Below are 22,351 nucleotides of genomic sequence, written 5' to 3'. Positions count from 1 at the left end.
GCATCGCGTATTCAACCGCTCGCCGACGGTTACATACCCCGGATGGCTGAATCTACCGACCGGCAGGGCTGGTCGTCGCACATCCTGTCGGGAGGGCTCAGACGCCGGCGTAGGAGTGCTTGCCGGAGACGAAGATGTTCACGCCGTAGTAGTTGAACAGCCAGCAGCCGAAGGCGATCAGGGCCAGGTAGGCGGCCTTGCGGCCCTTCCAGCCGGCGGTGGCGCGGGCGTGCAGGTAGCAGGCGTAGGCGACCCAGGTGATGAAGGACCAGGTCTCCTTCGGGTCCCAGCCCCAGTAGCGGCCCCAGGCGTCACCGGCCCAGATGGCGCCCGCGATGATCGTGAACGTCCACAGCGGGAAGACGGCCGCGTTGACGCGGTAGGAGAACTTGTCGAGGGAGGCGGAGGAGGGCAGCCGCTCCAGGACGGAGGTCGCGAAGGTGCCGGGCGTGCCGCCGCTCGCGAGCTTGCTCTCGTAGGAGTCCTTGAAGAGGTACAGGATCGTGCCGACCGCGCCCACGTAGAAGACCGCGCCGCAGAAGATCGCCGTCGAGACGTGGATGTACAGCCAGTACGAGTGCAGGGCCGGGACCAGCTGGTCACTGGCGGTGTACAGGACCGTGACCGCCAGGCCCAGGTCGAGCAGGACCGAGGTGATCAGGAACAGGCCCAGCCAGCGCACGTTCTTCTTCAGGGCCAGCAGCCCCAGGTACACGCCGACCGCGACCGTGGAGAACGTGATGTTGAACTCGTACATGTTGCCCCACGGCGCGCGCTCCACCGACAGGGCGCGGGTCAGGACACCGCCGAACTCGATCAGGAAGGCGAGCACCGTGAGGGAGATGGCGATCCGGCCGTACAGGTCGCCCTGCTCGTCCCCGCCGTGCGCCCCGGGGCCGTCGGGCACGTCGCGCTGACCGGACGCGGCCCGCACGGTGACCTTCGGCCGCTCCAGCACGGCGGTGCCGCCGGCCTGGTTCACGGTGACGGCCGGCGCCGCCTTCTTGGCGTCCGCCTTGCTGGTGAGCGCGGCGGCGGTCCGGGCGACCTTGCTGCGGCTGCCGAAGAGCCATTCGGCGATGTACGCGAAGAAGGCCAGGGTGTAGACGGCCATCGCGGAGTAGATCAGCACATTGCTGATGTTCGCGAGGTTTTCGTTCGTGGCGGCGGCGAGGGTCACTGCTTCTCAGCCCCTTCGGCAGGTACGGGGGTTGCGGTACCCGGCTCCGGGTCGGTGTCGGGGGAATCGGTGGGGTCGTCCGGGTCGGGCGCGCCCGGGGCCTGCTCGTACAGGGCCCCGGCGAGGTCTCCCAGTTCCTCGGGGACCTTGGCGGACTCACTGCGGCCGAGGCCGGCCATCTCGACGACGGTGACGCCGTCGGCGCCCTCGACCGCGCGCACCCAGACGCGGCGGCGCTGGATGAACAGGGATCCGGCGAGGCCGCCGATCGCGGCGAGGGCACCGGCGAGGGCCCAGCCGCTGCCGGGCTGCTGGACGACCTGGAAGCCGGCCCACTCCTTGATGTCCTTGCCGAAGGTGACCGAACCGGCGCCGTTCGGGAGCTTCATGGTCTCACCGGGCTTCAGCAGCTTCTTGAACAGCTTGCCCTGGGAGTCCTTGAACTCCTTCATGTTGGTGCGGTCCATCTGGTACACGCTCTGCGGGATGCCGGAGTCGGCCCCCAGGTCGCCGTGGTAGGCGGACAGCGCCAGCAGCGGATTGTCCAGCGCGGGGAACTGCGACAGCATCGTGCCGCTGGCGGAGCCGCCGAATGTCGGCACGAAGAACGCGTTGAAGCCGAGCTGTTCCTTCTTGCCCTGGGCGTTGCGGTAGCCGTCGAGGACCTTGACGACGCCGGAGGAGGTGACGTTGGAGTCGAGCGGCAGCAGCGGTACGGCGTCGTCGAAGACGACCTTGCCCCTGGCGTCGCGGACGGTGATGACCGGGGCGTAGCCGTGGCTGACGAGGTAGACCTTGGAGTCGCCGATCTCCAGCGGGTGGTTCACCTCGACGGTGTCGTTCTTGTCCTTGCCGTAGGCGCCCGTGCTGTAGGTGATGTCGGCCTTGTAGACGCGCGGGGTGCCCTTGTTGGGGCCGGTGCGCTCGTAGGTGCCGGTGAACTTCTTCAGGTTGAAGCTGAAGGGCACCAGGTCGTCGGAGGTGAAGAGGTTGCCGGACTTGAAGTCGTCGTACTGGGTGAGGGTGTTGGAGAACCCCGGGGCACCTTCGACGACCAGCTTGTTGCCCTCGGACTTGTACAGCTGGCCCCAGGCGAAGGCGGTCAGCATCACGATGAGGGCGATGTGGAAGACAAGGTTGCCCACCTCGCGCAGGTAGCCCTTCTCGGCGGCGACGGCGCCCCCGGTGAGATGCGTGCGGAAGCGGCGCTTCTTCAGCAGGGCCAGGGCGGCCTGGTGGACCTGCTCGGGTTCGGCGGTGGTGCGCCAGGTGGTGTGGGCGGGCAGCCGGTTCAGCCGCCGGGGCGCGCCGGGCGGCAGGCCGCGCAGCTGGCCGACAAACTGCCAGGTGCGGGGCACGATGCAGCCGATGAGGGAGACGAACAGCAGGATGTAGATCGCGGAGAACCACACCGAGCTGTAGACGTGGAACATGCCGATCTTGTCGTAGACGTCCCCGAGGGCCGGGTGGGCCTTGCGGAAGTCGGCGACCTTCGTCTCGTCCTGGCCGGACTGCGGGATGAGCGAGCCGGGGATCGCGCCCAGGGAGAGCAGCAGGAGCAGCAGCAGGGCGACCCGCATGGACGTCAGCTGCCGCCAGAACCAGCGCACCCAGCCGACGACGCCCAGGGCGGGCAGGTGGGGCGCGTCCTCCTTGGGGGCGGTGGACAGCTGGGAGCCGGCGTCGCCCAGCTCCTGGTCCTCGGCGGCGGACGGGGCCGGGTCGGAGGCGGTGGTCTTGCTCATCGATCAGATCCCCACAGTGAAGCCGTCGGACCAGACCTGCATCTCCTGCACGATGCGGTCCCAGGCGCCGGTCAGCAGGAGCAGACCGGTCACGATCATCATGGTGCCGCCGACCCGCATCACCCAGACGTAGTGGCGCTTGATCCAGCCGAAGGCTCCGAGGGCCTTGCGGAAGGCGACCGCGGCGAGCACGAAGGGCACGCCCAGGCCCAGACAGTACGCGACGGTCAGGACGGCACCGCGTCCGGCGCTGCCCTGTTCGGAGGAGAGGGCGAGCACGGAGGCGAGTGTGGGGCCGATGCAGGGCGTCCAGCCGATGCCGAAGAGCGCGCCGAGCAGGGGCGCGCCGGCCAGCCCGGCCACCGGCTTGCGGTGAAGGCGGAACTCGCGCTGGGTGAACCAGGGCATCAGGCCCATGAAGAAGACGCCCATGAGGATCATGAGCACGCCGAGCACCTTGGACAGGACGTCCTTGTGCTCCTGGAGCGTGGTGCCGAAGTAGCCGAACAGCGCCCCGGAGGAGACGAACACGGCGGTGAAGCCGAGCACGAACAGCGAGGCGCCCGCGACCATCCGGCCGCGCCGCGCCTCGGCGAGGTCGGTGCCGGCGACCCCCGTCACATAGGACAGGTAGCCGGGCACCAGCGGCAGGACGCAGGGCGAGAAGAAGGAGACGAGTCCGCCGAGCAGCGCGATCGGCAGAGCCGCCAGCAGGGCGCCCTTGAGCACCGTGCCGTTGGGGTCCGCCACCGCGGCGAGGGTGGTGACTGCGCTCACGTCCCGGCTCCGCTCACTTCTCGGCGACGACCGGCTTGAGCATCTTCAGCAGCCGTTCCTCGCTGAGCGCCGACAGCGAGCGGGCCGCGATCCTGCCGTCCCGGTCGAGGATGAGCGTGGAGGGGATCGCCTGCGGGTTGAGCGTGCCCTTCTTGAAGCGCAGCAGCAGCTTGCCGGTGGGGTCGTAGAGGCTGGGGTAGGTGATGTCCCAGTCCTTCTCGAAGGCGAGGGCCGCGCCGGTGGAGGTGTCCCGGGTGTTGATGCCGACGAACTGCACGCCCTTGCCGGCGTACTCCTTGGAGACCTTCGCGAAGTACTTGGCCTCGGCACGGCAGGGGTTGCACCAGGAGCCCCAGACGTTGAGGACGACGACCTTGCCCTTGTAGTCGGCGACGTCGAGGGTCTTGCCCGCGATGGTCTTGCCGGACAGGTCGGGTGCCGGGGTGCGCTTGCCCTGGGCGACGGTGGCGACGCCGTCGGTGCCGGTGACGAAGTTGGTGTTGCCGCCCCCGCCGGAGGTGCCGCCGGAGCCGCACGCGGAGACGAGCAGCGCGGTCGCGGCAAGGCCGGCGGTCAGGGCGGCGTGACGGCGGACACGTCGGCTGCGCCCGGTGGCACGGGCCGTGCGGTTCGAACGCGGGGGGGCGCTGGCAGCACTCATGTGAAAAGTTTCGCATGCCCGTTCTGGGGGTCTCGCCCACCCCCCTTGCGGGCGGAAAACCGCATTTCAGGCAGCGTTTCCGGAGGCCTTCCCGCTCGGCTCGGGGGCCTGCCGGGTGAACTCCCGCCAGCCACCGGCGGGCTGCTGTCCGACGCCCAGCGTGCGGAGCCTGTCGAGCACCTCGGGCCTCTGCACGTCCAGCCAGTCGGTGAACTGCCGGAAGGAGACGAGGCGCACATCCGCGCCCTTCTCCTTCTCGCGCGCGATGTGCTTGAAGGCCTCCTCGACGGCGTCCATGTAGATGCCGCCGTTCCACTGCTCGAAGTGGTTGCCGATGAAGAAGGGCGCCCGATTCGTCTCGTATGCCCGTTTGAATCCCTGGATGTACGCCTGCGCCGCCTGCTTCCGCCAGCCCGGGTAGTTGTGGGCGGGGGCCTTCGTGGTGGCGAGGGACTGGTTGGCCAGCATGTTGTAGTCCATCGACAGGACCTCGAAGCCACGGCCGGGGAAAGGTATCTGCTGCAAGGGCAGGTCCCATATGCCCTGGCGCTTGCGGGGCCAGACCTGGAGGCCGCCGGGCGAGGAGGCGTCGTAGCGCCAGCCGAGCTCACGGGCGGTGGGCAGCAGGTTGTCCTGGCCGAGCAGACACGGCGTACGGCCGCCGACGAGCTCCTTGTCGTAGTCGAACGGCAGCGGCGGCAGGTCGGTCCAGCCGGTGTTGGTGCGCCACTCCTTGACGAAGGACTTCGCCTGGTCGATCTCGCTGCGCCACTGCCGCGGGGTCCAGTTCTTGACCGAGCCGTGGGACTCGCCGCAGAAGTGCCCGTTGAAGTGGGTGCCGATCTCGTGGCCCTCCAGCCAGGCGCGGCGGACGTTCTTCAGCGTGTCCTTGATGTGCGCGTCGGTGAGGTAGCCGATGTCGGAGGCGCCGCGCGGGTTGTTCGGCGGGTCGTACAGGCGCTTCTTCGACTCGGGCAGCAGATACAGCCCGGACAGGAAGAAGGTCATGCTCGCGCCGTGCTCCTCGGCGAGGTCCAGGAAGCGCGGGAAGAGGCCGTTGCCGACCTCGCCGGCGCCGTCCCAGGAGAACACGACGAACTGCGGGGGCGTCTGCCCCGGCTCCAGCGGCTCGGGCTTGGCGGGCTGGTGGGGCTGCTTGCCGGTGTGGGCGGTGGAGCCGTCGCCGATGGGGCGGGCGGCGGGCTTGGACTTCGGCTTCGATCCGCTCCGCACGGAGTCGCCGCCGGAACCGTCGGCGCGGCCGGAGTCGTCCGACCCCGTGAGACCGCCGCAGCCGGCGAGCGAGACGGCGGCGGCTCCCGCGCCGATTCCGAGCATTCCCCTGCGGGAGAGAGCGCGCATGGCATCCCCGATTCGTACGTCGTGCTGGTCACCCAGTGAGAGGACGTGACGAACGCAGAGGTTCCGCTAAAATGCGCAGATTCCGTAACGAAGCAGTCGTAAGCGATCAGAAGGGGTCGAACCGTGGGTGCCCAGGCGTCTTCGCGCCTACCGAACGCCCCGCGCGGGACGTACCCACCCTCACCGACCACTCCGGCGACGAGCCCGCGAGCTTACGCGCTCCCCGCCGCCGAGCGTGGAGCGGCTGCGGGCGATCACCGGCTCCGCGACGCCGTCGCCGGGACCGGAGCCGGTGCCCGATCAGCGCTTCTCAACGACGCCAAGAGTTTTATGTAGGCACTGTTGAACCGAGCACCTGTGTCCATGTAGGCAGCCCCGACCATGGCGCCTTCCCGGAGGTACGCGACGAGCACTCCCTGGTCCGGTTGGTCCAGATCCCCGCAGACGATCTCCATCGAATCCGAGACCTTCGGGTTGCCGGCCATCTGGATACGCAGGCCGAGCACTTCCGTGGACATGCTGGGGAAGTACCGGATCCGGGAGGTCACCGCACCGTATCCCAAGGCCGACGCCAGAGACCTGCCCGCGAGATCACCGGTGTCGATCGCGTTCTTCCAGAATTCCATGCGCGTCAGGCTGCCGGCCGCCCACGGGTCGGGGTAGCGGGCTATGTCCCCGGCCGCGACAACATTCGGCCACGGCGACACACGCATGTATTCATCGACGGGCACCCCGTCGGACAGATCCAGACCATTCCCATGCAGCCATTCCACGTTGGGAACACTGCCGATCGCCTCGATGAAAAGAGAGCGGTCGGGCGGGCCGGAGGCGGGATCCGGACGCGACGGTGTCCCCTCACAGAGCAGTTCCCTCGCGGAATCGCCCGTCAAGAACGTGATGCCGTGCTGAACGAGCCAGCGGCCGAGCGCCCTCGCGACACGCTCACCGAGGATGCTCTCGAACGGCCCGCCTCGCAGCGCTTCCAGCATGAGGACTTCGCAGCCGTACCCTCTGGCCAGCGAAGCCAGCTCACACGCGACGAATCCGGCGCCCGCCAAGGTGACCTTGTCGCTCGCCTGGAGCCGATGGTGGATGTAGCGCGCATCGCCCAGACCACGCAGGGTCCGATGCGTATGAAGCTCGCACTCCCCGGCGCCCGGGGCCGAGGCACGCGGGCGTACACCCGCGGCGATCACGAGGCCGTCGTACCGGAATGCCTCGCCTGTGCTCAGACGCAGAGTCCTGTCACGCAGGTCGGCTGCCTCGACCCTGGTGCCGAGGCGCCAGGTCAGGGCGTCGTTCTCGGCTCCATTGACCTTCACGTCCTCGGCGATCGTCATGTCGAGGGCATCCGACAAGGGATACCGCTTCTTCGTCAGACCCGGCCGATTGTAGGTGCGGTGGGCCTCGTCGCCGAAGATGACGATCCTGGCGTCCGACGTGCACTTGAGTATCGCCTTGGCCGCCCGCAGTCCGGCTATACCGGAGCCGACTATGCCGACAAGCGGCCGCCCATCAACCGCCGGCGGCATCACGATTTCAGGTGGATCGCTTGCAGAGGGCAGGAGTCGACAGCGTCCTCGATATCGCTGGCGTTCTCCTCATCGAACGCTTCCTGGTATTGAAGCTCCCCATTGGCGTCGAGCTCGAAGTTGGTCGGGGCCGAGATCGCGCACTGTCCATGATTCTGGCACTTGACCCTGTCGACGAAAATCTTCATGATCCCTGATCTTCCATCGCTCGTCCCTTTCGCCGGCCCAAGTTCCGGCGATCATGACCCTACGAGCCTCCGTGCGGCGAAGGAAGAAGCGACGGGTGGCCTGAAGCGGACCTGACCTGTTCAGGCCGGTGACGGACGGTCCGCGGGCCGGTCCGGCGAAGCCTGCGCACCGCGCCGTGTTTCCTCAACCGGCCGCCGGGCACCCGGAGTTGACCTTGGAGGGGGAGGGCATGCGGATCCCCGAGTTGCGTAGAACCATATGTGGTGGTTCGCGTATGCTTGCGCTGCAGGAGTCAACCGGCTAAGGTGGTTCCATGGCGGTGGTTTATTTCCCTGAGTTCCGTCTGGGCAAGGTGCTCGCGACCAGCTTCACGGGGACCCTGTCGGAGCGTTACGGCGAGACGCTGGAGCGCATCCCTGTGCCGTCCCGGCTGGCGGACTGGCTGGAAGTCCATGGACTCGCCGTCGACGCCTGCAGCCACTCCCAGCTCGACCACGCCCGGGAGCTAAGGGAATCGATTCACGCAGCTGCAACCGCCGTCGCGAACCAGGACCCGCTTCCCTCGTCGGCCGTCCAGGTCATCAATGACTGCAGTATCGACGGGCTGGCCTCGGCGATCCTGACGCCCGAGGGCAAGCTGGAATGGCGGCTGGCTTCCGCTTCCACGGAAGACGCGCTCAGCGTGATCGCCGCCGATGCGATCAGCCTCCTGGCAGGAGAACGAGAAGGAAAAATCTCGTTGTGCGCATCGCCGACGTGCCGAGCCGCGTTCTTCGACACCAGCCGCGGCCACACCCGCAAATGGTGCGACATGAACACGTGTGGGAATCGTGAAAAAAAGGCGCGCTTCCTCGCCAACAAGCGCAAGCAGTCAAGCCTTTCCGACTGACCGTGCTGTCCGGTCGCTGGTCATCGTGATTTCGTGGTAGCGAGACTTCCGTGCTCCGTGGTCTCGCCACCGCACGCTGCTCAAAAGGGGGAATCACATGTTCGATGTTCTGGGAATGGACGCCACGGCCGAAGTGGTCTACCGCGAGATGCTGGCGCACCCGCAGGACGGCGTGGCCGATCTGATGCGCCGTCTCCAGCTGACCGAGCAGGCAGTATTGACAGCGCTCGACACCCTCAGCGAACTGGCGTTGATACGGAGTTCCTCCGAAGACCCCCGGAGCTTCCACGCAGTTGACCCGCACCTGGCCGCGGACATTCTGCTGGCGAGGCAGCGCGCCGAGCTCGCCGCGCAACAGAAACGTGTACAAGAGGCTCAGGCCGCCGCCGTACGTCTCAAATCGGAATTCACCCGGGACAGGGAAGAGTTACTCCGCCTGAACGGGGTCGACTGCGTCCGCGACTACCTGGCGACTCTGTACGACAGGGTCGAGGAGGAGCTGTTGACCTTCGCTCCGGGCGGAGCCCAGACGGCGGCCAATGTGCGCAGTTCGCGGCCCCTCGCCGAGAACCTGCTCGAACGCGGCGTGCGGATGCGCACCGTCTATCTGGACAGCGCCCGCAACGACCCCGCCACGGTGGCGCACGCGGAGTGGCTGGCAAGGCTCGGCGGGCGGATACGGACGGTCCCCTGCTTACCCAACCGCATGATCATCTGCGACCGGAGGATCGCCGTCGTCGCCGCCGACTGTGATGACACCGCCGCCGGGGCGGTGGTTCTGCAGACGCCGGGAGTGGTCTCCTCTCTGTACGCCCTGTTCGATTGTGTCTGGCAGTCCGCCCGGCCGATGGCCGCGACCGCCTTACCCGCGGATACGCAGCGGCTGAACCCGCAGCAGACGGAGGTCCTGCGGCTGTTGTCGCAAGGGCACACCGACGAATCCGTCGCGGCCCGGTTGGGTGTGTCGGCTCGCACGGCACGCCGCATCGCCACAAAACTCATGGACCACCTCGGCGCGCGGAGCCGCTTCCAGGCCGGTGTTCACGCGGTCGCGAGGGGACTCATCCGGCCATGACGGTCCGTGTGCTCGTCGGTCGACAGGTATGGAAGGGTTGACGATCCGAAGAGGACAATTGCCTCATGTATCTTGTCCATCTCGCTGTCTCCCCTCCGGGCGACGCCCCCTTGCCTGCCGAGATCAGGCAGATGCTGGAAGCCACCGCACCGGACGTCCTCGAACACGTCAGTGTGCATCTCCAGTCACGACCTCACCCTGTCATCGGCCTCTTCCTCCGCGTCGCGTCGCTGAACGAGGCCGAGTCGACCGCGGAGCAGATCTGGGTGCGCGCGGCCACCGCCTGCCCTCAGCTGGCCGAATGGTGCCTGCGACGCGCTGAAGCGCCCCTCATGCGCTACGAGACGGATTGAGATCTCTCAGCCTGATCCGATCCGTATCAGGGTGCCCCCGCCGGCGAGTGGGATGACGCCGCCGCCCTGCTGCCGAGCGATCTCCTGCGGATGTCCTTGATGGCCTTTTTCTGCATGCCGTCACGAACACTCGACCGGTACGCCGCGCCCGTTGGCCATCACGGAAACGTGGCCTTTTCCATAAGTTTGATTCATGATGCACGGGGAATATCGCGGCGCCTGCGACCCATTGGGCGGACACCCCGTTCGTCCGGGGCCTGAATAGGTCAGGACCGATTTAGTCCAACCGCCAGTTCTTCCTTTGCCGCGCGACAGCTCGCAGAATCGTGATTGCTGGAGAACGGACCAGTGAGAGAGGCGAGCGATGAAAGAGCGGACATCCACCTCAGGCAGCTCACTCACGAGGGAGCAGGCCGTAAGCCGCCGGCTCGATGACGGCGGATGGCAGTGATTGCATGACCACCTCGAACGGCCACATTCAGGGCAATACGATGGCGGCACTCGCCGACGAGTTCGGTACCCCGCTGTTCGTCTACGACGCGGACATCCTGGAAGACACGTATCGCACGCTGCGCGGTGTGCTCCCCGACCGTGTCGATGTGTTCTACTCGCTCAAAGCCAACCCGAACGTCAGTGTCTGCGCACTGCTGAACTCGTTCGGGGCCGGCGCCGAGGTTTCCTCCTATGCGGAACTGGTCACCACTCTGCGAGCCGGGGTCGCACCCCAGGACGTCATCTTCCTCGGTCCCGGCAAGGACGAACGAGAACTCACCGCGTGCATCGAAGCCGGAATCCACGCGATTGTCTGCGAATCCCTGGACGAACTCGACCTGTTGGACTCCCTGTTGGCAACCGCCGACCGTGACGAGTTCCCGGTGCTTTTGCGAGTAAACCCTGCCTTCGGCAGCAAGGGGTCGGGACTGGCCATGGGAGGCAAGCCCCGGCAGTTCGGCATCGACGAAGCCGAACTGCGTGACTCCAAGGACCGACTCGCAGCCCTGCGCCACATCCGGGTGAAGGGGGTGCACGCCTACATGGGGACGCGCTTCCTGAACCACGAGGACGTCGTCCACAACACCCGGCAGATCCTCGCCACCGCGGAGGACCTGGCCGGACGACTCGGCTTCCCCCTGGAGACCGTGGACTTCGGCGGCGGGCTCGGCGTCGCCTACTTCGACAACGAGCAGGACCTGGACCTCGACGCGCTGGGAACCGGACTGGCGGACGTCCTCTCCTCCTTCTCCGCGCGCAACCCGCACTGCCGGATGATCATGGAGCTGGGCCGGTTCCTGACAGCCATGGCCGGCACTTACCTCATCCGGGCCCGCTATGTGAAGACCTCGATGGGCGAGAGCTTCGTGGTCGCCGACGGCGGCACCAATCACCACATGGCCGCCGTCGGTGTCGGAAGCTTCGTCAAGCGCAACTTCCCGATCCGCCACGTGGGGAACCGGGCTGCCGGGGCGCTGCGGCCCTACAGCGTGACCGGGCCGCTGTGCACACCCAACGACGTCATCGCCAAGAAAATCCGGCTGCCGGAGGTGCGGCCGGGGGACCTGCTGGCAGTGGAGCGGTCCGGGGCCTACGGGCCCACCGCCTCACCCGGACTCTTCCTCAGCCACGGTTTCCCGGCCGAGGTGATGGTGCACCGCGGGCGGGCCCATCTGATCCGGGAACGCGACACCACGGAGGATCTGCTGGCCAAGCAGCACCTCGTCGACTTCCGCACCGCGTCCGGATGACCGCCGCGGCAAGCCGGGCCGCCCGGGTCGGGCTGGACATCCTGGACTGCTCGGAACTGCGCCGCCTGGTCGAGCGACCTTGGTTCCTGCGCTTCAGTTTCGCCCCCGAGGAACTGGTCCATGCCGAGACCCTCGGAGACCGTCGGCGCCTGGAGTTCCTCGCGGGCCGCTTCGCCGCCAAGGAGGCCATCCTCAAGGTCTTGGGCATCGGCTTCCTCCAGGGCGTGGCGCCGCGGGAGATATGCGTGGAGCACACACCGCATGGCGCCCCCGTCGTCCGCTTCCGCGGGAGAGCCGCCCGACTGGCCCCGCCCTCCGTCTCCGTGTCCATCACCCACAAACAGTCCGTAGTGGCCGCGGTCGCCATCGGCATCCCCGACGCCGGCGGTGTGGCAGCCGCGGACGGACGCACAGCATCCACAGAGCTGAAGGAGCCTGACGCCGTGTCGCCGCCCAGCACCAGCACGACAGCCCCCGCCCAGCAGGGCGCCCGCGATGAACAGACCCCGCCGACCACGGCCTTCCTCCGCGTGCGGATCGGCCAGGAGGAAGCCCACTACGGGGGTGACCTGGTGGACGGCGCCCGCATCCTGCGGCTGTTCGGCGATCTGGTCACCGAGATCACCATCCGCACGGACGGCGACGAGGGGCTGCTGGCCCAGTACAGCGATGTCCGCTTCGCCGCACCCGTGAAGCCGGGCGACTACATCGAGGCACGCGCACGGCTGGTACGCCGGACCAGGCTGCGCCGGGTGGTCGAACTCGAGGCGCACAAGGTCCTCAGCGCCCGCCCAGGAGCGGCAGACAGCGCCGCCGCCGTACTCGACGCCCCCCAGCTCGTCTGCTCCGCCACCGCCACCACCGTCGTCCCCTACCGCAGGACGGACGCGGCGACCGACCCCGACCCCGTTGCCGAGGAGAGCTGATGGCCCGTACAGCGCAGCTGCTGCACGAACTGCTGGAGGCGGCCGCTGAGCGCAGCCCTCGATCCGCCGCGTTGAGTTCGCAGAGCCGCAGCCTGACCTACGGAGAACTCGCCGCCGCCAGCACCAGGATGGCCGCACTCCTGCGACGCGAAGGACTGCGGCGCGGCGACCGGATCGTCGTCACCGCGGCCGACGGGATCGGCATCGCCGTGCTGCTCTACGCGGCCTCCCGCCTGGGCGCCGTCTTCAGCGTGCTGCACGAACAGGTACGCGGCGGGCCTTTGGAACATGTGCTGCGGGACTGCGAACCCAAGCTGCTGGTCTCCGACGATCCCGACGCGGGGCGGACCGCCGCCGGGCACGAGGTGCGCTTCCTCGAGCTCGACGAGCTCGTCCGGACCGCGCTCGATGCGGGCACCGACGTGTCGCTCACCCCCAGTGGCCAGAGCGCCTTGCCCGTTGACCCGGTGAGCCTGATCTACACCTCGGGTACCACCTCGCTGCCCAAGGCCGTGGTCAGCACCCACCAGCAGGTGCTCTTCGCCGTCTCCGCGATCCAGGAGTGCCTGCGGTATCGCAGCGACGACGTCGTGTACTGCCCCCTGCCGCTCTCCTTCGACTACGGCCTCTACCAGGTCTACCTCGCGGCGCTGAGCGGTGCCCGGCTGCACCTGGGCACGGTCGCCGAGGTCGGTCCCCCGCTGCTGCGCAGCCTGGAGGAAGCCGGGGCGACCGTGCTGCCCGCCGTGCCCTCCATCGCCGACCGGCTCGCCTGGCTGCTACGCCGCAGCAGCGGTGCATTGAGCCGGCTGCGGCTGCTGACCAACACCGGAGCGGCCCTGTCCGACACCACCATGTCCGCGCTGCGTGCCGCACTGCCCCAGCTGAGGATCCAGGTGATGTACGGCCTCACGGAGTGCAAGCGCACGGCGATCATGCCGCCGGACGGAGACCTCGACCATCCGGGGTCCTGCGGGCTGCCGCTGCCGGGCACCGAGGTCTTCGTCATCGACGACGACGGGAACCGGCTGCCTCCCGGACAGACAGGCCAGTTCGTCGTGCGCGGCCCGAACGTCATGGCGGGCTACTGGAAACGCCCCGAACTGACCGCCGAGCGTTTCCCCCGTGCTGAGGGACTCTTCCCCGAGCTGCACACCGGCGACTACGGCCGGCTGGACAAGGAGGGCTACCTCTACTTCTCCGGCCGCCGGGACGACCTGTACAAGGAGCGGGGATTCCGTCTCAGCGCCACCGAGGTGGAGGCCGCCGCGTCCCGCGTCGAGGGGGTGACGTCGGCCGCCGTGCTGCCGCCCGAGGGCAAGCGGGGCGCGATCCTCGCGGTGGTCGCCGACATCACCGCGGACGAGGTGCGCGAAGGCATGCGCGACCACATCGAGCCCTTCAAGATCCCGCGGCGCTGCGTCCGCCTCGACGCCCTGCCCACCAACGGCAACGGCAAGGTCGACCGCAAGAAGCTGGCCACCCTGATCGAACAGGGCTCCGCCGCCCCGGTCACCGGCGAGGCCCCGCGGGCCGGCGTCGCCCACTGATCCTCTTCCCACCCGACCGCAGCAACTCCTCACACCACCGAAGGACATGACCATGGATCGCCAGAATGTCGTCACCGCCCTCGAGAACGCCCTCACCGACGTCCTCGAGCGCCCCGTCACCGGCCTCACCGGCGATGTGAAGCTCTTCGACGACCTGCACCTGGACTCGACCACCATGCTCGAGATGCTGATGGCCCTGGAGGACTCCCTCGGCCTGGTCGTCGACCCGGAGGACCTGGACGCGGACGACTTCGTCTCGGTGGACACCTTCACCGACTTCGTCCTCCGAACGCGGCTCGAGCAGGTTTCGGCATGACGCTCATCCAGCCCGACCTGAGCGTCTTCACGACCCTGGAGTCAGAGGTACGCAGCTACTGCCGCAGCTGGCCCACCGTGTTCGACCGGGCGCAGGGCAGCCGGATGTACGACGAGGACGGGCACGCGTACCTGGACTTCTTCGCCGGCGCCGGATCCTTCAACTACGGCCACAACAACCCCGTGCTGAAGCGCGCCCTGCTCGACTATCTGGAGCGCGACGGCGTCACCAACGGCCTGGACATGTCGACCACGGCCAAGCGCGCGTTCCTCGAGTTCTTCCAGAACATGATCCTGCGCCCGCGGGACCTGCCCTACAAGGTCATGTTCCCGGGCCCGACCGGCACCAACGCCGTCGAAGCCGCCCTCAAGCTGGCGCGCAAGGTGAAGGGGCGCGAGACGGTCGTCTCCTTCACCAACGCCTTCCACGGCATGTCGCTGGGCGCCCTGGCGGTGACCGGAAACGCCTTCAAACGGGCCGGCGCCGGTGTACCGCTCGTGCACAGCGCTCCCATGCCCTTCGACCACTACATGGGCGGGAAGACACCCGACTTCCTGTGGTTCGAGCAGTTGCTCCGGGACCACGGGTCGGGGCTGGACAAGCCGGCCGCGGTGATCGTGGAGACGATCCAGGGCGAGGGTGGCATCAACGTCGCCCGCCCGCAGTGGCTGCGCGGCCTCGCCCAGCTCTGTCAGCAGCACGACATGCTGCTGATCGTCGACGACATCCAGATGGGCTGCGGCCGCACCGGGGCGTTCTTCTCCTTCGAGGAGGCCGGCATCACCCCGGACATCGTCACCCTCTCCAAGTCCATCAGCGGATACGGACTGCCCATGTCCCTCTGCCTGTTCCGGCCGGAGCTGGACGTCTGGGAGCCGGGCGAACACAACGGCACGTTCCGCGGCAACAACCCGGCCTTCGTCACCGCGGCCGCCGCCCTCAACACCTACTGGGCCGACGACAAGCTGAAGCAGCAGACCCTGGCACACGCCCAGACCATCGAAGCCGCGCTGCGCGACATCGCCGCGTACCACAGCGGATCCGCCTACCGCGGCCGCGGGATGGCGTGGGGCCTGGAGCTCTCCGACCCCCGGCACGCCGGCCGCGCCACCCGCCGAGCCTTCGAACTCGGACTGCTCATGGAGACCTCCGGAGCACAGGGCCAGGTCGTCAAGCTGCTGCCCCCGCTGACCATCACCGGCGACGAACTCGACCACGGGCTGCGCATCGTGCAGCGCGCCGTCTACGAAACGGCATGACAGCGCCCCGTACCCCCGCTGGAGAAAGGATCCACCCCGCCATGACGGCCCACCCGCTGCTGACAGAGATCGAGGCGGTCTGACCATGACGATCAACGCCACCTCCGCGGCCGGCGCAGACCGGAGCACTGCCGCGAACAAGCGGGCGGTCTTCCGGCCGCCGGTGCCCGAGGACGGCCCAGCCGTGTGGAACCTGGTCGAGAACACTCCCGGCCTGGACTCCAACAGCGTCTACTACTACACGCTGTGGTTCCGGGACTTCGCTGACGGTTCGCTGATCGCGACCGTGGACGACGAGATCGTGGGCTTCCTCACCGGCTACCGCCGCCCCGACGATCCCGAGACCTACTTCGTCTGGCAGACCGCCGTCAATCCGCGCCACGGCATCCCCTTCCTCGGGGTGAAGCTCTTCCAGGCCGCGGCCGACCAGCAGGTGGCCCAGGGCGCCCGGTACGTCGAGGCCACGGTCTCCGCCGAGAACAAGGCGATCCTCATGGTGCTGAAGCAGTTCGCCAAGAAGCACTCGGCTCACATCGAGACACAGGTGCTGTTCCCCAGCAGCCTCTTCCCCGACGGCCACCACGACGAGGTCCTCTATCGCATCGGCCCGTTGACCGCCGGCTGATTCGGCAGCATTCGACGATCAGGAGTCGCTTCCCATGGCGCAGCAACCCACACCTCTGCACCTCGACATCAATGACGCGCACTTTCGCATGGACTCGGAAGAGGTGCGGAAGGCGCGAGCCGCACACTGGTACGCAGAAACCGACTGGGGCATCGCCGTCCTCTCGTACGAGGACAACAGCTTGCTGCTGAAGAACCCCCGTCTGACGCAGGGGTCGGCCAAGTGGCCGGCGCATCACGGAGTGTTCGAGGGGCACTTCGACAGCTGGTGGAAGAAGACCCTGCTGGTGCTGGAGGGCGACGAGCACAACAGGATCCGACGCCTGGTGAACCCCGCGTTCTCTCCGCGCCGGATAGAGCCGTTACGTCCCCGGTTCCGATCCCTGGCGGACAGCCTGATCGACGAGTGGATCGACGACGGGCAGACAGAGTTCGCCAGTCGCTTCGCCGCGCCGTATTCGACCAGGATCCTGTGCATGATGCTGGGCATCGACGAGGGCGACTGGAAGAAGATCAATCGGCTGGCGTCCACGATCGGGCTCGGCATCGGCGTCACCATCCAGGAGAACATCGCACAGATCGACGAGGCCGTCGTCGAGCTCACGCGCTATGCGGAGTCCCTGGTGAAGAGCAGGAGGGAGTCACCTCGGAACGACATCCTCAGCACCCTGGTGGAAACGCGGGACGAGGATGACGGCAGGCTCTCGGATCAGGAGCTGATCAATCTCATCATCCTGCTCATATTCGCGGGGATCGACACGACCCGGAACCAGCTGGCGCTGGCTGTCGAATCCTTCTCCAGGCAGCCGGACCAGTGGGAGAAGCTGGCCGCGGACCCGGACCGCTACTCTGCCAAGGCGGTCGAAGAAGTGCTCCGCGTCAATCCGATCAACCGTTGGACCACGCGCGAAGCGGCGGAAACGTTCCAATACAAGGATCGCCGGATCGAGAAGGGCACAACAGTCCACCTGTTCACCCTTTCATCGGGCACCGATCCCGCCGAGTTCGACAATCCGGACCGTATCGACCTCGACGCCGACCGCTCGCCTCATTTCGCGTTCGGTGGCGGCCTGCATCATTGCCTGGGGCATTTCGTCGCACGGGCGGACATGAATGTGGCCCTCTCGGCAATGGCTACGCGGATGACCGATCTGCGTGTGGGGGAAGACGCCGAGTGGCTGCCCGACTCCGGAAACACGGGTGCGAGGAAACTGCCGATCACATTCACTCCACGTTCCTGAATTCTGCGAACGGCGAAGCTCCTGGTGGACGGGTCCACAGGCAAGACGGCCCATTCCCATCAGGAGCTTCGCGTGTATGGTGGAACCACCTCAGACGGTTCCACCTCGACTGGGAGGTCTCATGACACCCTCCAAGACAGGCATCGGGTGCTCGGGCCCCGCCGACGGCAGCCCGGCGTGGAGTGACGGCCACCGGCACCGCGGAGTGCCCGCACGCGACGCCAGGGCTGGAGGTCGCTGACCATGGTGGATCTGACGGTGCTGCCGGGCTACGTGGCAGTGATCCTGCTCTTCCTCGGTCCCCCCGGGCCCGATATGGCCTACATGCTCGCCGTGGGCCTCGAAGGCGGTCGCCGGGCCGCGGTGAAAGCCATCCTCGGCATCGGAACCGGCATGAGCGTCTACGCCGCCGCCGTCGTCGCCGGCTTGGGAGAAGTCGCGCGATCATACCCGTTAGTACTGGACACGCTCAGGATTCTGGGTGCCGCGTATCTCCTGTGGCTGGCCTACGTGACGATGCGTCACGCACGTCGCGCGATCAGCGGGCGCAGTGACATCACGGCCGGACGCTGGTATCTGCGAGGCGTCTTCGTCAGCATCACGAATCCGAAGATCATTCTCTTCTTCCTCGCGGTGCTCCCGCAGTTCATCGGAGACGCGGACAACCCGTCATTGCAGATGGCGATGCTTGGCGCGATCAACGTCCTGATGGAAGTGATCCTGTACGGATGCATCGGAGTTCTGGCGGGCTTCTTTCACGCGCGTCTCGTCGACTCGACCAAGGCAACGACCGTGCTGAACTACATCGCGTGCACGGTGTATGTCGCGCTGGCCGGGACGATCTTCGGCGAGATCCTGCTGGCCTGATCGTCACCGGCGGCAGGGGCCCGCGGGTCGGCCGGCTCCGGCGGCCGGCCCGCGGGCCACGCGCTACGCGCCGAAGGCCTTGTTCTGGCCCTTCACCGGCTTCGCACCGGCGAGGAGGTGGGCCGGGACCAGATCGCGCGCCGGCTCGCTGTAACCGACGGAGACGATGCGGTCGCCCTGGTACGTGAAGGTCGTCAGCGAGGCCAGCGTGCACTGGCGCTTGCGCGGGTCGTGCCACAGGCGGCGGCGCTCGACGTACGAGCGGACGATCCAGATGGGCAGCTGGTGGCTGACCACGACCGCCTCGTGCCCGCGGGCCCGGTCCTTCGCCGCGCCCAGCGCGCTCATCATGCGGACGACCTGGTCGACGTACGGCTCACCCCAGGACGGCCGGAACGGGTTGACCAGGTGCTTCCAGTTGCCGGGCTTGCGCAGCGCCCCGTCCCCGACCCCGAACGTCTTGCCCTGGAAGATGTTCTCGGCCTCGATCAGCCGCTCGTCGGTGGCGAGGTCGAGCCCGTGCGCCTTGGCGATCGGCTCGGCCGTCTCCTGCGCCCGCTCCAGCGGCGAGGCGACGACATACGTCACATCGCGGCCGGACAGGTGCTCGGCGACCCGGTCGGCCATGCGGCGGCCCAGGTCGGACAGGTGGTAGCCGGGCAGACGGCCGTAGAGGACGCCGTCCGGGTTCGCGACCTCGCCGTGCCGCATGAGGTGGACGACGGTGATGTCCTCGCCGCTGTCGTTCTTCCGCTCGCTCATGCCGTCGCCTCCGCCGCCGCACGGGCCGCCGCCGGAAGGGCGTCGGCGATCCGCTGCACGGCCCGTTCGTCGTGCGCGGTGGACACGAACCAGGACTCGAAGGAGGACGGCGGCAGGTAGACGCCGTCGGCGAGCAGCGAGTGGAAGAACGCGGTGAAGCGGAACGACTCCTGCGCCTTGGCGTCCTCGTAGTTGCGCACGGGCCGGTCGGTGAAGAACACCGAGAACATGTTGGAGGCGGTCTGGAGCCGGTGCGCGACGCCCTCCTTGGTGAGCGCCTCGGTGACCAGCCCCTGGATCTCCTTCGACACGGCGTCGACCTTCGCGTACGCCGCGTCGTCGAGGAGCCGCAGCTGGGCGAGTCCGGCCGCGGTGGCGACCGGGTTACCGGAGAGGGTGCCGGCCTGGTAGACCGGCCCGGCCGGGGCGAGGTGGGCCATCACGTCCGCCCGTCCGCCGAAGGCCGCGGCGGGGAAGCCGCCGCCCATGACCTTGCCGAAGGTCATCAGGTCCGGCACGACGCCGTCGACCCCGAACCACCCGGCGCGGCTGGTCCGGAAGCCGGTCATGACCTCGTCGGAGATGTACAGGGCGCCGTTCTCGGAGCAGATGTCCTTCAGGCCCTGGTTGAAGCCGTCGGCGGGCGGGACGACGCCCATGTTGCCCGGGGAGGCCTCGGTGATCACACAGGCGATCTCGCCCGGGTGCGCCCGGAAGGCCTCGCGGACGGCGTCGAGGTCGTTGTACGGCAGCACGATGGTGTCGCCCGCCTGGGCGCCGGTGACGCCCGGGGTGTCGGGCAGCGCGAAGGTCGCGACACCGCTGCCGGCCGCCGCGAGCAGCGAGTCGACGTGCCCGTGGTAGCACCCGGCGAACTTGACCACCTTGCTGCGCCGCGTGAAGCCGCGCGCGAGCCGGATCGCCGACATGGTCGCCTCGGTCCCGCTGGACACCAGGCGCACCTGCTCCAGCGGCGCGACCCGGGCGACCATCTCCTCGGCGAGCGCGACCTCGCCCTCGCCGGGCGTGCCGAAGGACGTGCCGCGGGAGACGGCGTCCTGGACGGCGGCGATCACCTCGGGGTGGGAGTGCCCGAGGATCATGGGCCCCCAGGAGCAGACGAGGTCGACGTACTCCCGCCCGTCCGCGTCGGTCAGATACGGCCCGGTGCCGGACACCATGAACCTCGGGGTGCCGCCGACGGCTCGGAAGGCCCGCACCGGCGAGTTCACGCCGCCGGGCGTGACGGCCTCCGCGCGGTCGAAAAGAGCCTGCGAGGCCGGTGCTTCATACGGATATGCCAGTTCACTCATGACCTGCGACTTCTCCGACCTTCTCCGACGTTGTCGGGCTCCGGGTGTCAGTGACCTGTTCAGGGTAGGCCAGGGGCCCGTGCGGACGGGGCGTGGGACAACCGGCCCCCCGCTCGCCGTCGTCTGCGAGACTGGTACCTGATACACACAGCTCGTACGGCCCGGGGTGGCCGGAGCCTGCGAGGATCCTGCGGTCAGATGTTTCAGCGCACGTTTCGGCGGGCGGCCGTGGGGGAGGTCACTGACACGATGATCGGGTTGCGCGGCGGGGGCGACGCGTTCTGGAAAAGCAGTCGGGTGGAGATATGCATCGCGGTGGCGGACTGGGCGAGGGGACCGATGACCTGGGTCCTCGACGTGCCCGGCGGGGAAGGCACCGGCGCGAGGCGGAGGACGCTCAGGAGCCGCGTCAGACACCGGGTTCACCCAGTGAACCGGAGCGGGTCACCGGCCGTACTGAACGTCGATTGGACGATCTTCGGACGGGGAGCAGCGGGAATGGTGGTCGGGTGGGGGTGACGTACAAGTACTTCGGCGCGCCCGACGGCGCCACCGCCGCCCGCGTCCCGATCTCGATGCGCCCCGAGGAGCTCGGCGGTGACGAGCTCGGCATGAACGGCATGTTCACGAAGATCAAGCCGGAGACCATGGCGGCGATGGTCCTCACGGGCATCGAGGGCGTCCCCCTGCACAAGGTCCCGCCGCTGGAACTGGTCGTGCTGCACCCCGACTACGCGGTGGTCAAGCTCCCCATGACGGTGGTCGACCCCCTGCGCGGCATCGGCGAGGAGGCGGTGGGCGCGGCGGCCTTCATCTGGTCGACGGTCCCGGACCGCGGCGGTCCCCGCGACGCGTTCAACGTCTACCAACTGCTGCACGAGTGGCAGGACTTCAGCCATCGGTTGCATGAGGCGGGGCATCAGCCTTATTGCCTTGTGTGGCCCTAGGCTGGAGTCTCGTGAGGTGCGGGCGGGGTCTTCGGGCCTCGCCCTTTTCAGTGCTGTCGGCAGCTTCACCCGGTCAAAGGCGCCGGTGGCGGCGCCGGTACCAGAGCGCGCCGACCACTGCGGACGCCGTGGCCAGGGTGATGCCGAGGACCGGCCAGCGGCTCTCGGCGATGCGCAGGCCGGTCAGGAAAGTCACGGCGGTCAGGACGAGCGGCACGAGGAGGGAGAGGAGCGCACGGAGTACGGCCGCCATGACGTCCGGTTCGAGGCGGGAGGTCCGGCGGCGCGGGACGGGCGCGGTGTCGGCGAAGTAGTAGGTGAGGACACGGTCCGCCAGGCGGGCGTCGGCACGCCGGTAGGCCACCGCCATGTACGGGAGCCAGACGAGGGGCGCGACCAGTCCGGCCAGGAAGACCACGCCGAGGAGCAGCCACCGCCCAGCCTGGGCGGCGACCCGGCGTACCCGCCGGCCCGCGTCCCGGCTCACGTCGGCCGGCGCGAGAAGGCCGAGGAGGCGGGCCATGCGCAGGGTGACGTTCCACAGGGCGGCCCATCGCTTCCAGCGGGCGGGCGCGGCGGCGGCGCGTCCGGTGCGGGTCAGCGCGTCCTGGGCCTGTCGGGTGTCCTCGTACACGCCCTGGAGGACGAGGAGTTCACCGGCGCGGGCCCTCGCCGTGGGATCGCGGCCGTCGAGAGCGGCCAGCTCCAGGACCGTACGTGCCTGGCGGAGCAGCGCCGCGCAGAACGCGAGGGGAGTGAGCACGAGGAACGGGCCGCCCACGATGGATCCCTCCGCCACGACGGCCCGTCGGCCGTGAGCGACCACCCGGGCCCGGAGCTCCGCGTCGGTGGCGTCGGGGTGCCTCCGCCGAAGCGAGGCGATCGCTCCGGGCACGGCCGGCCCGACGCGACGGACGGCGAAGTCGGCGAGACGTTCGGGAAGGTGCCCGGGATCGGTGACGACCGACGCCAGCAGCGAGCGTTCGGGGAAGGCCTCCTCGCGGGAGCCCGCAGTTCTCGGATACGCCCGGTGCCGCACAT

General features: G+C 68.3%; 22 protein-coding genes. 12 read left to right on the top strand and 10 right to left on the bottom strand.

All coding sequences use genetic code 11. The features are described 5' to 3' along the window. Positions 1–97: 97 nt before the first annotated feature. From ccsB to AC0665_RS00300, 7 genes are all read right to left on the bottom strand, one after another. On the bottom strand, positions 98–1,180 hold the full coding sequence (ccsB, locus tag AC0665_RS00330) for a c-type cytochrome biogenesis protein CcsB (RefSeq protein ID WP_363120906.1): 1,083 nt from the start codon (positions 1,178–1,180) through the stop codon (positions 98–100). Further along, the gene (resB, locus tag AC0665_RS00325) at positions 1,177–2,925 is read right to left on the bottom strand and encodes a cytochrome c biogenesis protein ResB (protein WP_478704152.1); all 1,749 of its coding nucleotides are present in this window, start codon (positions 2,923–2,925) and stop codon (positions 1,177–1,179) included. Before resB ends, ccsB begins: the two co-directional genes overlap by 4 nt. A 3-nt stretch (positions 2,926–2,928) precedes the next feature. Continuing rightward, complete coding sequence (locus tag AC0665_RS00320) at positions 2,929–3,702, bottom strand: cytochrome c biogenesis CcdA family protein (protein WP_030840207.1); 774 nt, start codon at positions 3,700–3,702, stop codon at positions 2,929–2,931. A gap of 13 nt (positions 3,703–3,715) precedes the next feature. Further along, positions 3,716–4,363: a TlpA family protein disulfide reductase gene (locus AC0665_RS00315; protein WP_468635254.1), complete on the bottom strand. Its 648-nt coding sequence runs from the start codon at positions 4,361–4,363 to the stop codon at positions 3,716–3,718. A 66-nt stretch (positions 4,364–4,429) separates the two neighbouring features. Beyond that, complete coding sequence (locus AC0665_RS00310) at positions 4,430–5,725, bottom strand: polysaccharide deacetylase family protein (RefSeq protein WP_478704151.1); 1,296 nt, start codon at positions 5,723–5,725, stop codon at positions 4,430–4,432. A gap of 254 nt (positions 5,726–5,979) precedes the next feature. After that, positions 5,980–7,257, bottom strand: coding sequence for an NAD(P)/FAD-dependent oxidoreductase (locus AC0665_RS00305; RefSeq protein ID WP_478611330.1), 1,278 nt, complete (start codon positions 7,255–7,257; stop codon positions 5,980–5,982). Next, positions 7,257–7,445 (bottom strand): ferredoxin, encoded by a 189-nt coding sequence (locus tag AC0665_RS00300; RefSeq protein ID WP_468635250.1) that lies wholly within the window; start codon positions 7,443–7,445, stop codon positions 7,257–7,259. Before AC0665_RS00300 ends, AC0665_RS00305 begins: the two co-directional genes overlap by 1 nt. A gap of 314 nt (positions 7,446–7,759) precedes the next feature. On the opposite strand from AC0665_RS00300, the gene AC0665_RS00295 reads away from it, so the two are divergent. The 11 genes from AC0665_RS00295 (at position 7,760) to AC0665_RS00245 (ending at position 18,288) form a co-directional block, all read left to right on the top strand. Further along, positions 7,760–8,335: a CGNR zinc finger domain-containing protein gene (locus AC0665_RS00295; RefSeq protein ID WP_468635248.1), complete on the top strand. Its 576-nt coding sequence runs from the start codon at positions 7,760–7,762 to the stop codon at positions 8,333–8,335. A gap of 97 nt (positions 8,336–8,432) precedes the next feature. Then, a complete protein-coding gene (locus AC0665_RS00290; protein ID WP_478704150.1) occupies positions 8,433–9,410 on the top strand; it encodes a LuxR C-terminal-related transcriptional regulator in 978 nt (325 codons plus the stop codon). 131 nt (positions 9,411–9,541) lie between these two features. After that, positions 9,542–9,763, top strand: a complete 222-nt coding sequence (locus tag AC0665_RS00285; protein WP_478611250.1) for a hypothetical protein — start codon at positions 9,542–9,544, stop codon at positions 9,761–9,763. A 455-nt stretch (positions 9,764–10,218) separates the two neighbouring features. Further along, a complete protein-coding gene (locus tag AC0665_RS00280) occupies positions 10,219–11,505 on the top strand; it encodes a type III PLP-dependent enzyme domain-containing protein (RefSeq protein ID WP_478704149.1) in 1,287 nt (428 codons plus the stop codon). Further along, positions 11,502–12,431, top strand: coding sequence for a holo-ACP synthase (locus tag AC0665_RS00275; protein ID WP_478704148.1), 930 nt, complete (start codon positions 11,502–11,504; stop codon positions 12,429–12,431). The genes AC0665_RS00280 and AC0665_RS00275 overlap by 4 nt, the downstream gene beginning before the upstream one ends. Further along, complete coding sequence (locus AC0665_RS00270; protein ID WP_478704147.1) at positions 12,431–13,981, top strand: class I adenylate-forming enzyme family protein; 1,551 nt, start codon at positions 12,431–12,433, stop codon at positions 13,979–13,981. The genes AC0665_RS00275 and AC0665_RS00270 overlap by 1 nt, the downstream gene beginning before the upstream one ends. Positions 13,982–14,033: 52 nt before the next feature. Beyond that, entirely contained in the window at positions 14,034–14,297 is a 264-nt protein-coding gene (locus AC0665_RS00265) for an acyl carrier protein (RefSeq protein WP_402614671.1), read from the top strand. Then, on the top strand, positions 14,294–15,556 hold the full coding sequence (ectB, locus tag AC0665_RS00260; protein WP_468635238.1) for a diaminobutyrate--2-oxoglutarate transaminase: 1,263 nt from the start codon (positions 14,294–14,296) through the stop codon (positions 15,554–15,556). Before AC0665_RS00265 ends, ectB begins: the two co-directional genes overlap by 4 nt. A gap of 85 nt (positions 15,557–15,641) precedes the next feature. Beyond that, positions 15,642–16,181: a diaminobutyrate acetyltransferase gene (gene ectA / locus AC0665_RS00255; protein WP_468635236.1), complete on the top strand. Its 540-nt coding sequence runs from the start codon at positions 15,642–15,644 to the stop codon at positions 16,179–16,181. Between the two features lie 34 nt (positions 16,182–16,215). Beyond that, positions 16,216–17,421: a cytochrome P450 gene (locus AC0665_RS00250; protein WP_468635234.1), complete on the top strand. Its 1,206-nt coding sequence runs from the start codon at positions 16,216–16,218 to the stop codon at positions 17,419–17,421. A 243-nt stretch (positions 17,422–17,664) separates the two neighbouring features. After that, entirely contained in the window at positions 17,665–18,288 is a 624-nt protein-coding gene (locus AC0665_RS00245; protein WP_468414711.1) for a LysE family translocator, read from the top strand. A gap of 63 nt (positions 18,289–18,351) precedes the next feature. Here AC0665_RS00245 and AC0665_RS00240 read toward each other — a convergent pair whose 3' ends face one another. Beyond that, complete coding sequence (locus tag AC0665_RS00240; RefSeq protein WP_363120899.1) at positions 18,352–19,050, bottom strand: histidine phosphatase family protein; 699 nt, start codon at positions 19,048–19,050, stop codon at positions 18,352–18,354. Next, positions 19,047–20,363 (bottom strand): glutamate-1-semialdehyde 2,1-aminomutase, encoded by a 1,317-nt coding sequence (gene hemL, locus AC0665_RS00235; protein ID WP_468414709.1) that lies wholly within the window; start codon positions 20,361–20,363, stop codon positions 19,047–19,049. Before hemL ends, AC0665_RS00240 begins: the two co-directional genes overlap by 4 nt. Positions 20,364–20,872: 509 nt before the next feature. Here hemL and AC0665_RS00230 point away from each other — a divergent pair. Next, the gene (locus tag AC0665_RS00230) at positions 20,873–21,310 is read left to right on the top strand and encodes a hypothetical protein (protein WP_003974483.1); all 438 of its coding nucleotides are present in this window, start codon (positions 20,873–20,875) and stop codon (positions 21,308–21,310) included. A gap of 73 nt (positions 21,311–21,383) precedes the next feature. On the opposite strand, the gene AC0665_RS00225 is transcribed toward AC0665_RS00230, so the two are convergent. After that, positions 21,384–22,349 carry a hypothetical protein gene (locus AC0665_RS00225; protein WP_478704146.1) on the bottom strand — a complete coding sequence of 322 codons (966 nt, stop codon included), beginning with the start codon at positions 22,347–22,349 and terminating at the stop codon, positions 21,384–21,386. Positions 22,350–22,351: the final 2 nt, after the last annotated feature.

It is taken from the genome of Streptomyces sp. NPDC043685, from assembly GCF_056436585.1.
The sequence above is the reverse complement of the archived record's forward strand: the minus strand, read 5'-3'. Positions and strand labels throughout refer to the sequence as shown.

Bases quoted from the DNA above. Each gene is read 5' to 3' on its own strand.
- hemL (WP_468414709.1), bottom strand. From the start codon at position 20,363: ATGAGTGAACTGGCATATCCGTATGAAGCACCGGCCTCGCAGGCTCTT.
- AC0665_RS00300 (WP_468635250.1), bottom strand. From the start codon at position 7,445: ATGAAGATTTTCGTCGACAGGGTCAAGTGCCAGAATCATGGACAGTGC.
- AC0665_RS00290 (WP_478704150.1), top strand. From the start codon at position 8,433: ATGTTCGATGTTCTGGGAATGGACGCCACGGCCGAAGTGGTCTACCGC.
- AC0665_RS00285 (WP_478611250.1), top strand. From the start codon at position 9,542: ATGCTGGAAGCCACCGCACCGGACGTCCTCGAACACGTCAGTGTGCAT.
- AC0665_RS00295 (WP_468635248.1), top strand. From the start codon at position 7,760: ATGGCGGTGGTTTATTTCCCTGAGTTCCGTCTGGGCAAGGTGCTCGCG.
- AC0665_RS00245 (WP_468414711.1), top strand. From the start codon at position 17,665: ATGGTGGATCTGACGGTGCTGCCGGGCTACGTGGCAGTGATCCTGCTC.
- AC0665_RS00280 (WP_478704149.1), top strand. From the start codon at position 10,219: ATGACCACCTCGAACGGCCACATTCAGGGCAATACGATGGCGGCACTC.
- AC0665_RS00315 (WP_468635254.1), bottom strand. From the start codon at position 4,363: ATGAGTGCTGCCAGCGCCCCCCCGCGTTCGAACCGCACGGCCCGTGCC.
- AC0665_RS00265 (WP_402614671.1), top strand. From the start codon at position 14,034: ATGGATCGCCAGAATGTCGTCACCGCCCTCGAGAACGCCCTCACCGAC.
- AC0665_RS00240 (WP_363120899.1), bottom strand. From the start codon at position 19,050: ATGAGCGAGCGGAAGAACGACAGCGGCGAGGACATCACCGTCGTCCAC.
- AC0665_RS00310 (WP_478704151.1), bottom strand. From the start codon at position 5,725: ATGCGCGCTCTCTCCCGCAGGGGAATGCTCGGAATCGGCGCGGGAGCC.
- AC0665_RS00250 (WP_468635234.1), top strand. From the start codon at position 16,216: ATGGCGCAGCAACCCACACCTCTGCACCTCGACATCAATGACGCGCAC.
- ectB (WP_468635238.1), top strand. From the start codon at position 14,294: ATGACGCTCATCCAGCCCGACCTGAGCGTCTTCACGACCCTGGAGTCA.
- ectA (WP_468635236.1), top strand. From the start codon at position 15,642: ATGACGATCAACGCCACCTCCGCGGCCGGCGCAGACCGGAGCACTGCC.
- AC0665_RS00275 (WP_478704148.1), top strand. From the start codon at position 11,502: ATGACCGCCGCGGCAAGCCGGGCCGCCCGGGTCGGGCTGGACATCCTG.
- resB (WP_478704152.1), bottom strand. From the start codon at position 2,925: ATGAGCAAGACCACCGCCTCCGACCCGGCCCCGTCCGCCGCCGAGGAC.
- AC0665_RS00305 (WP_478611330.1), bottom strand. From the start codon at position 7,257: ATGCCGCCGGCGGTTGATGGGCGGCCGCTTGTCGGCATAGTCGGCTCC.
- AC0665_RS00270 (WP_478704147.1), top strand. From the start codon at position 12,431: ATGGCCCGTACAGCGCAGCTGCTGCACGAACTGCTGGAGGCGGCCGCT.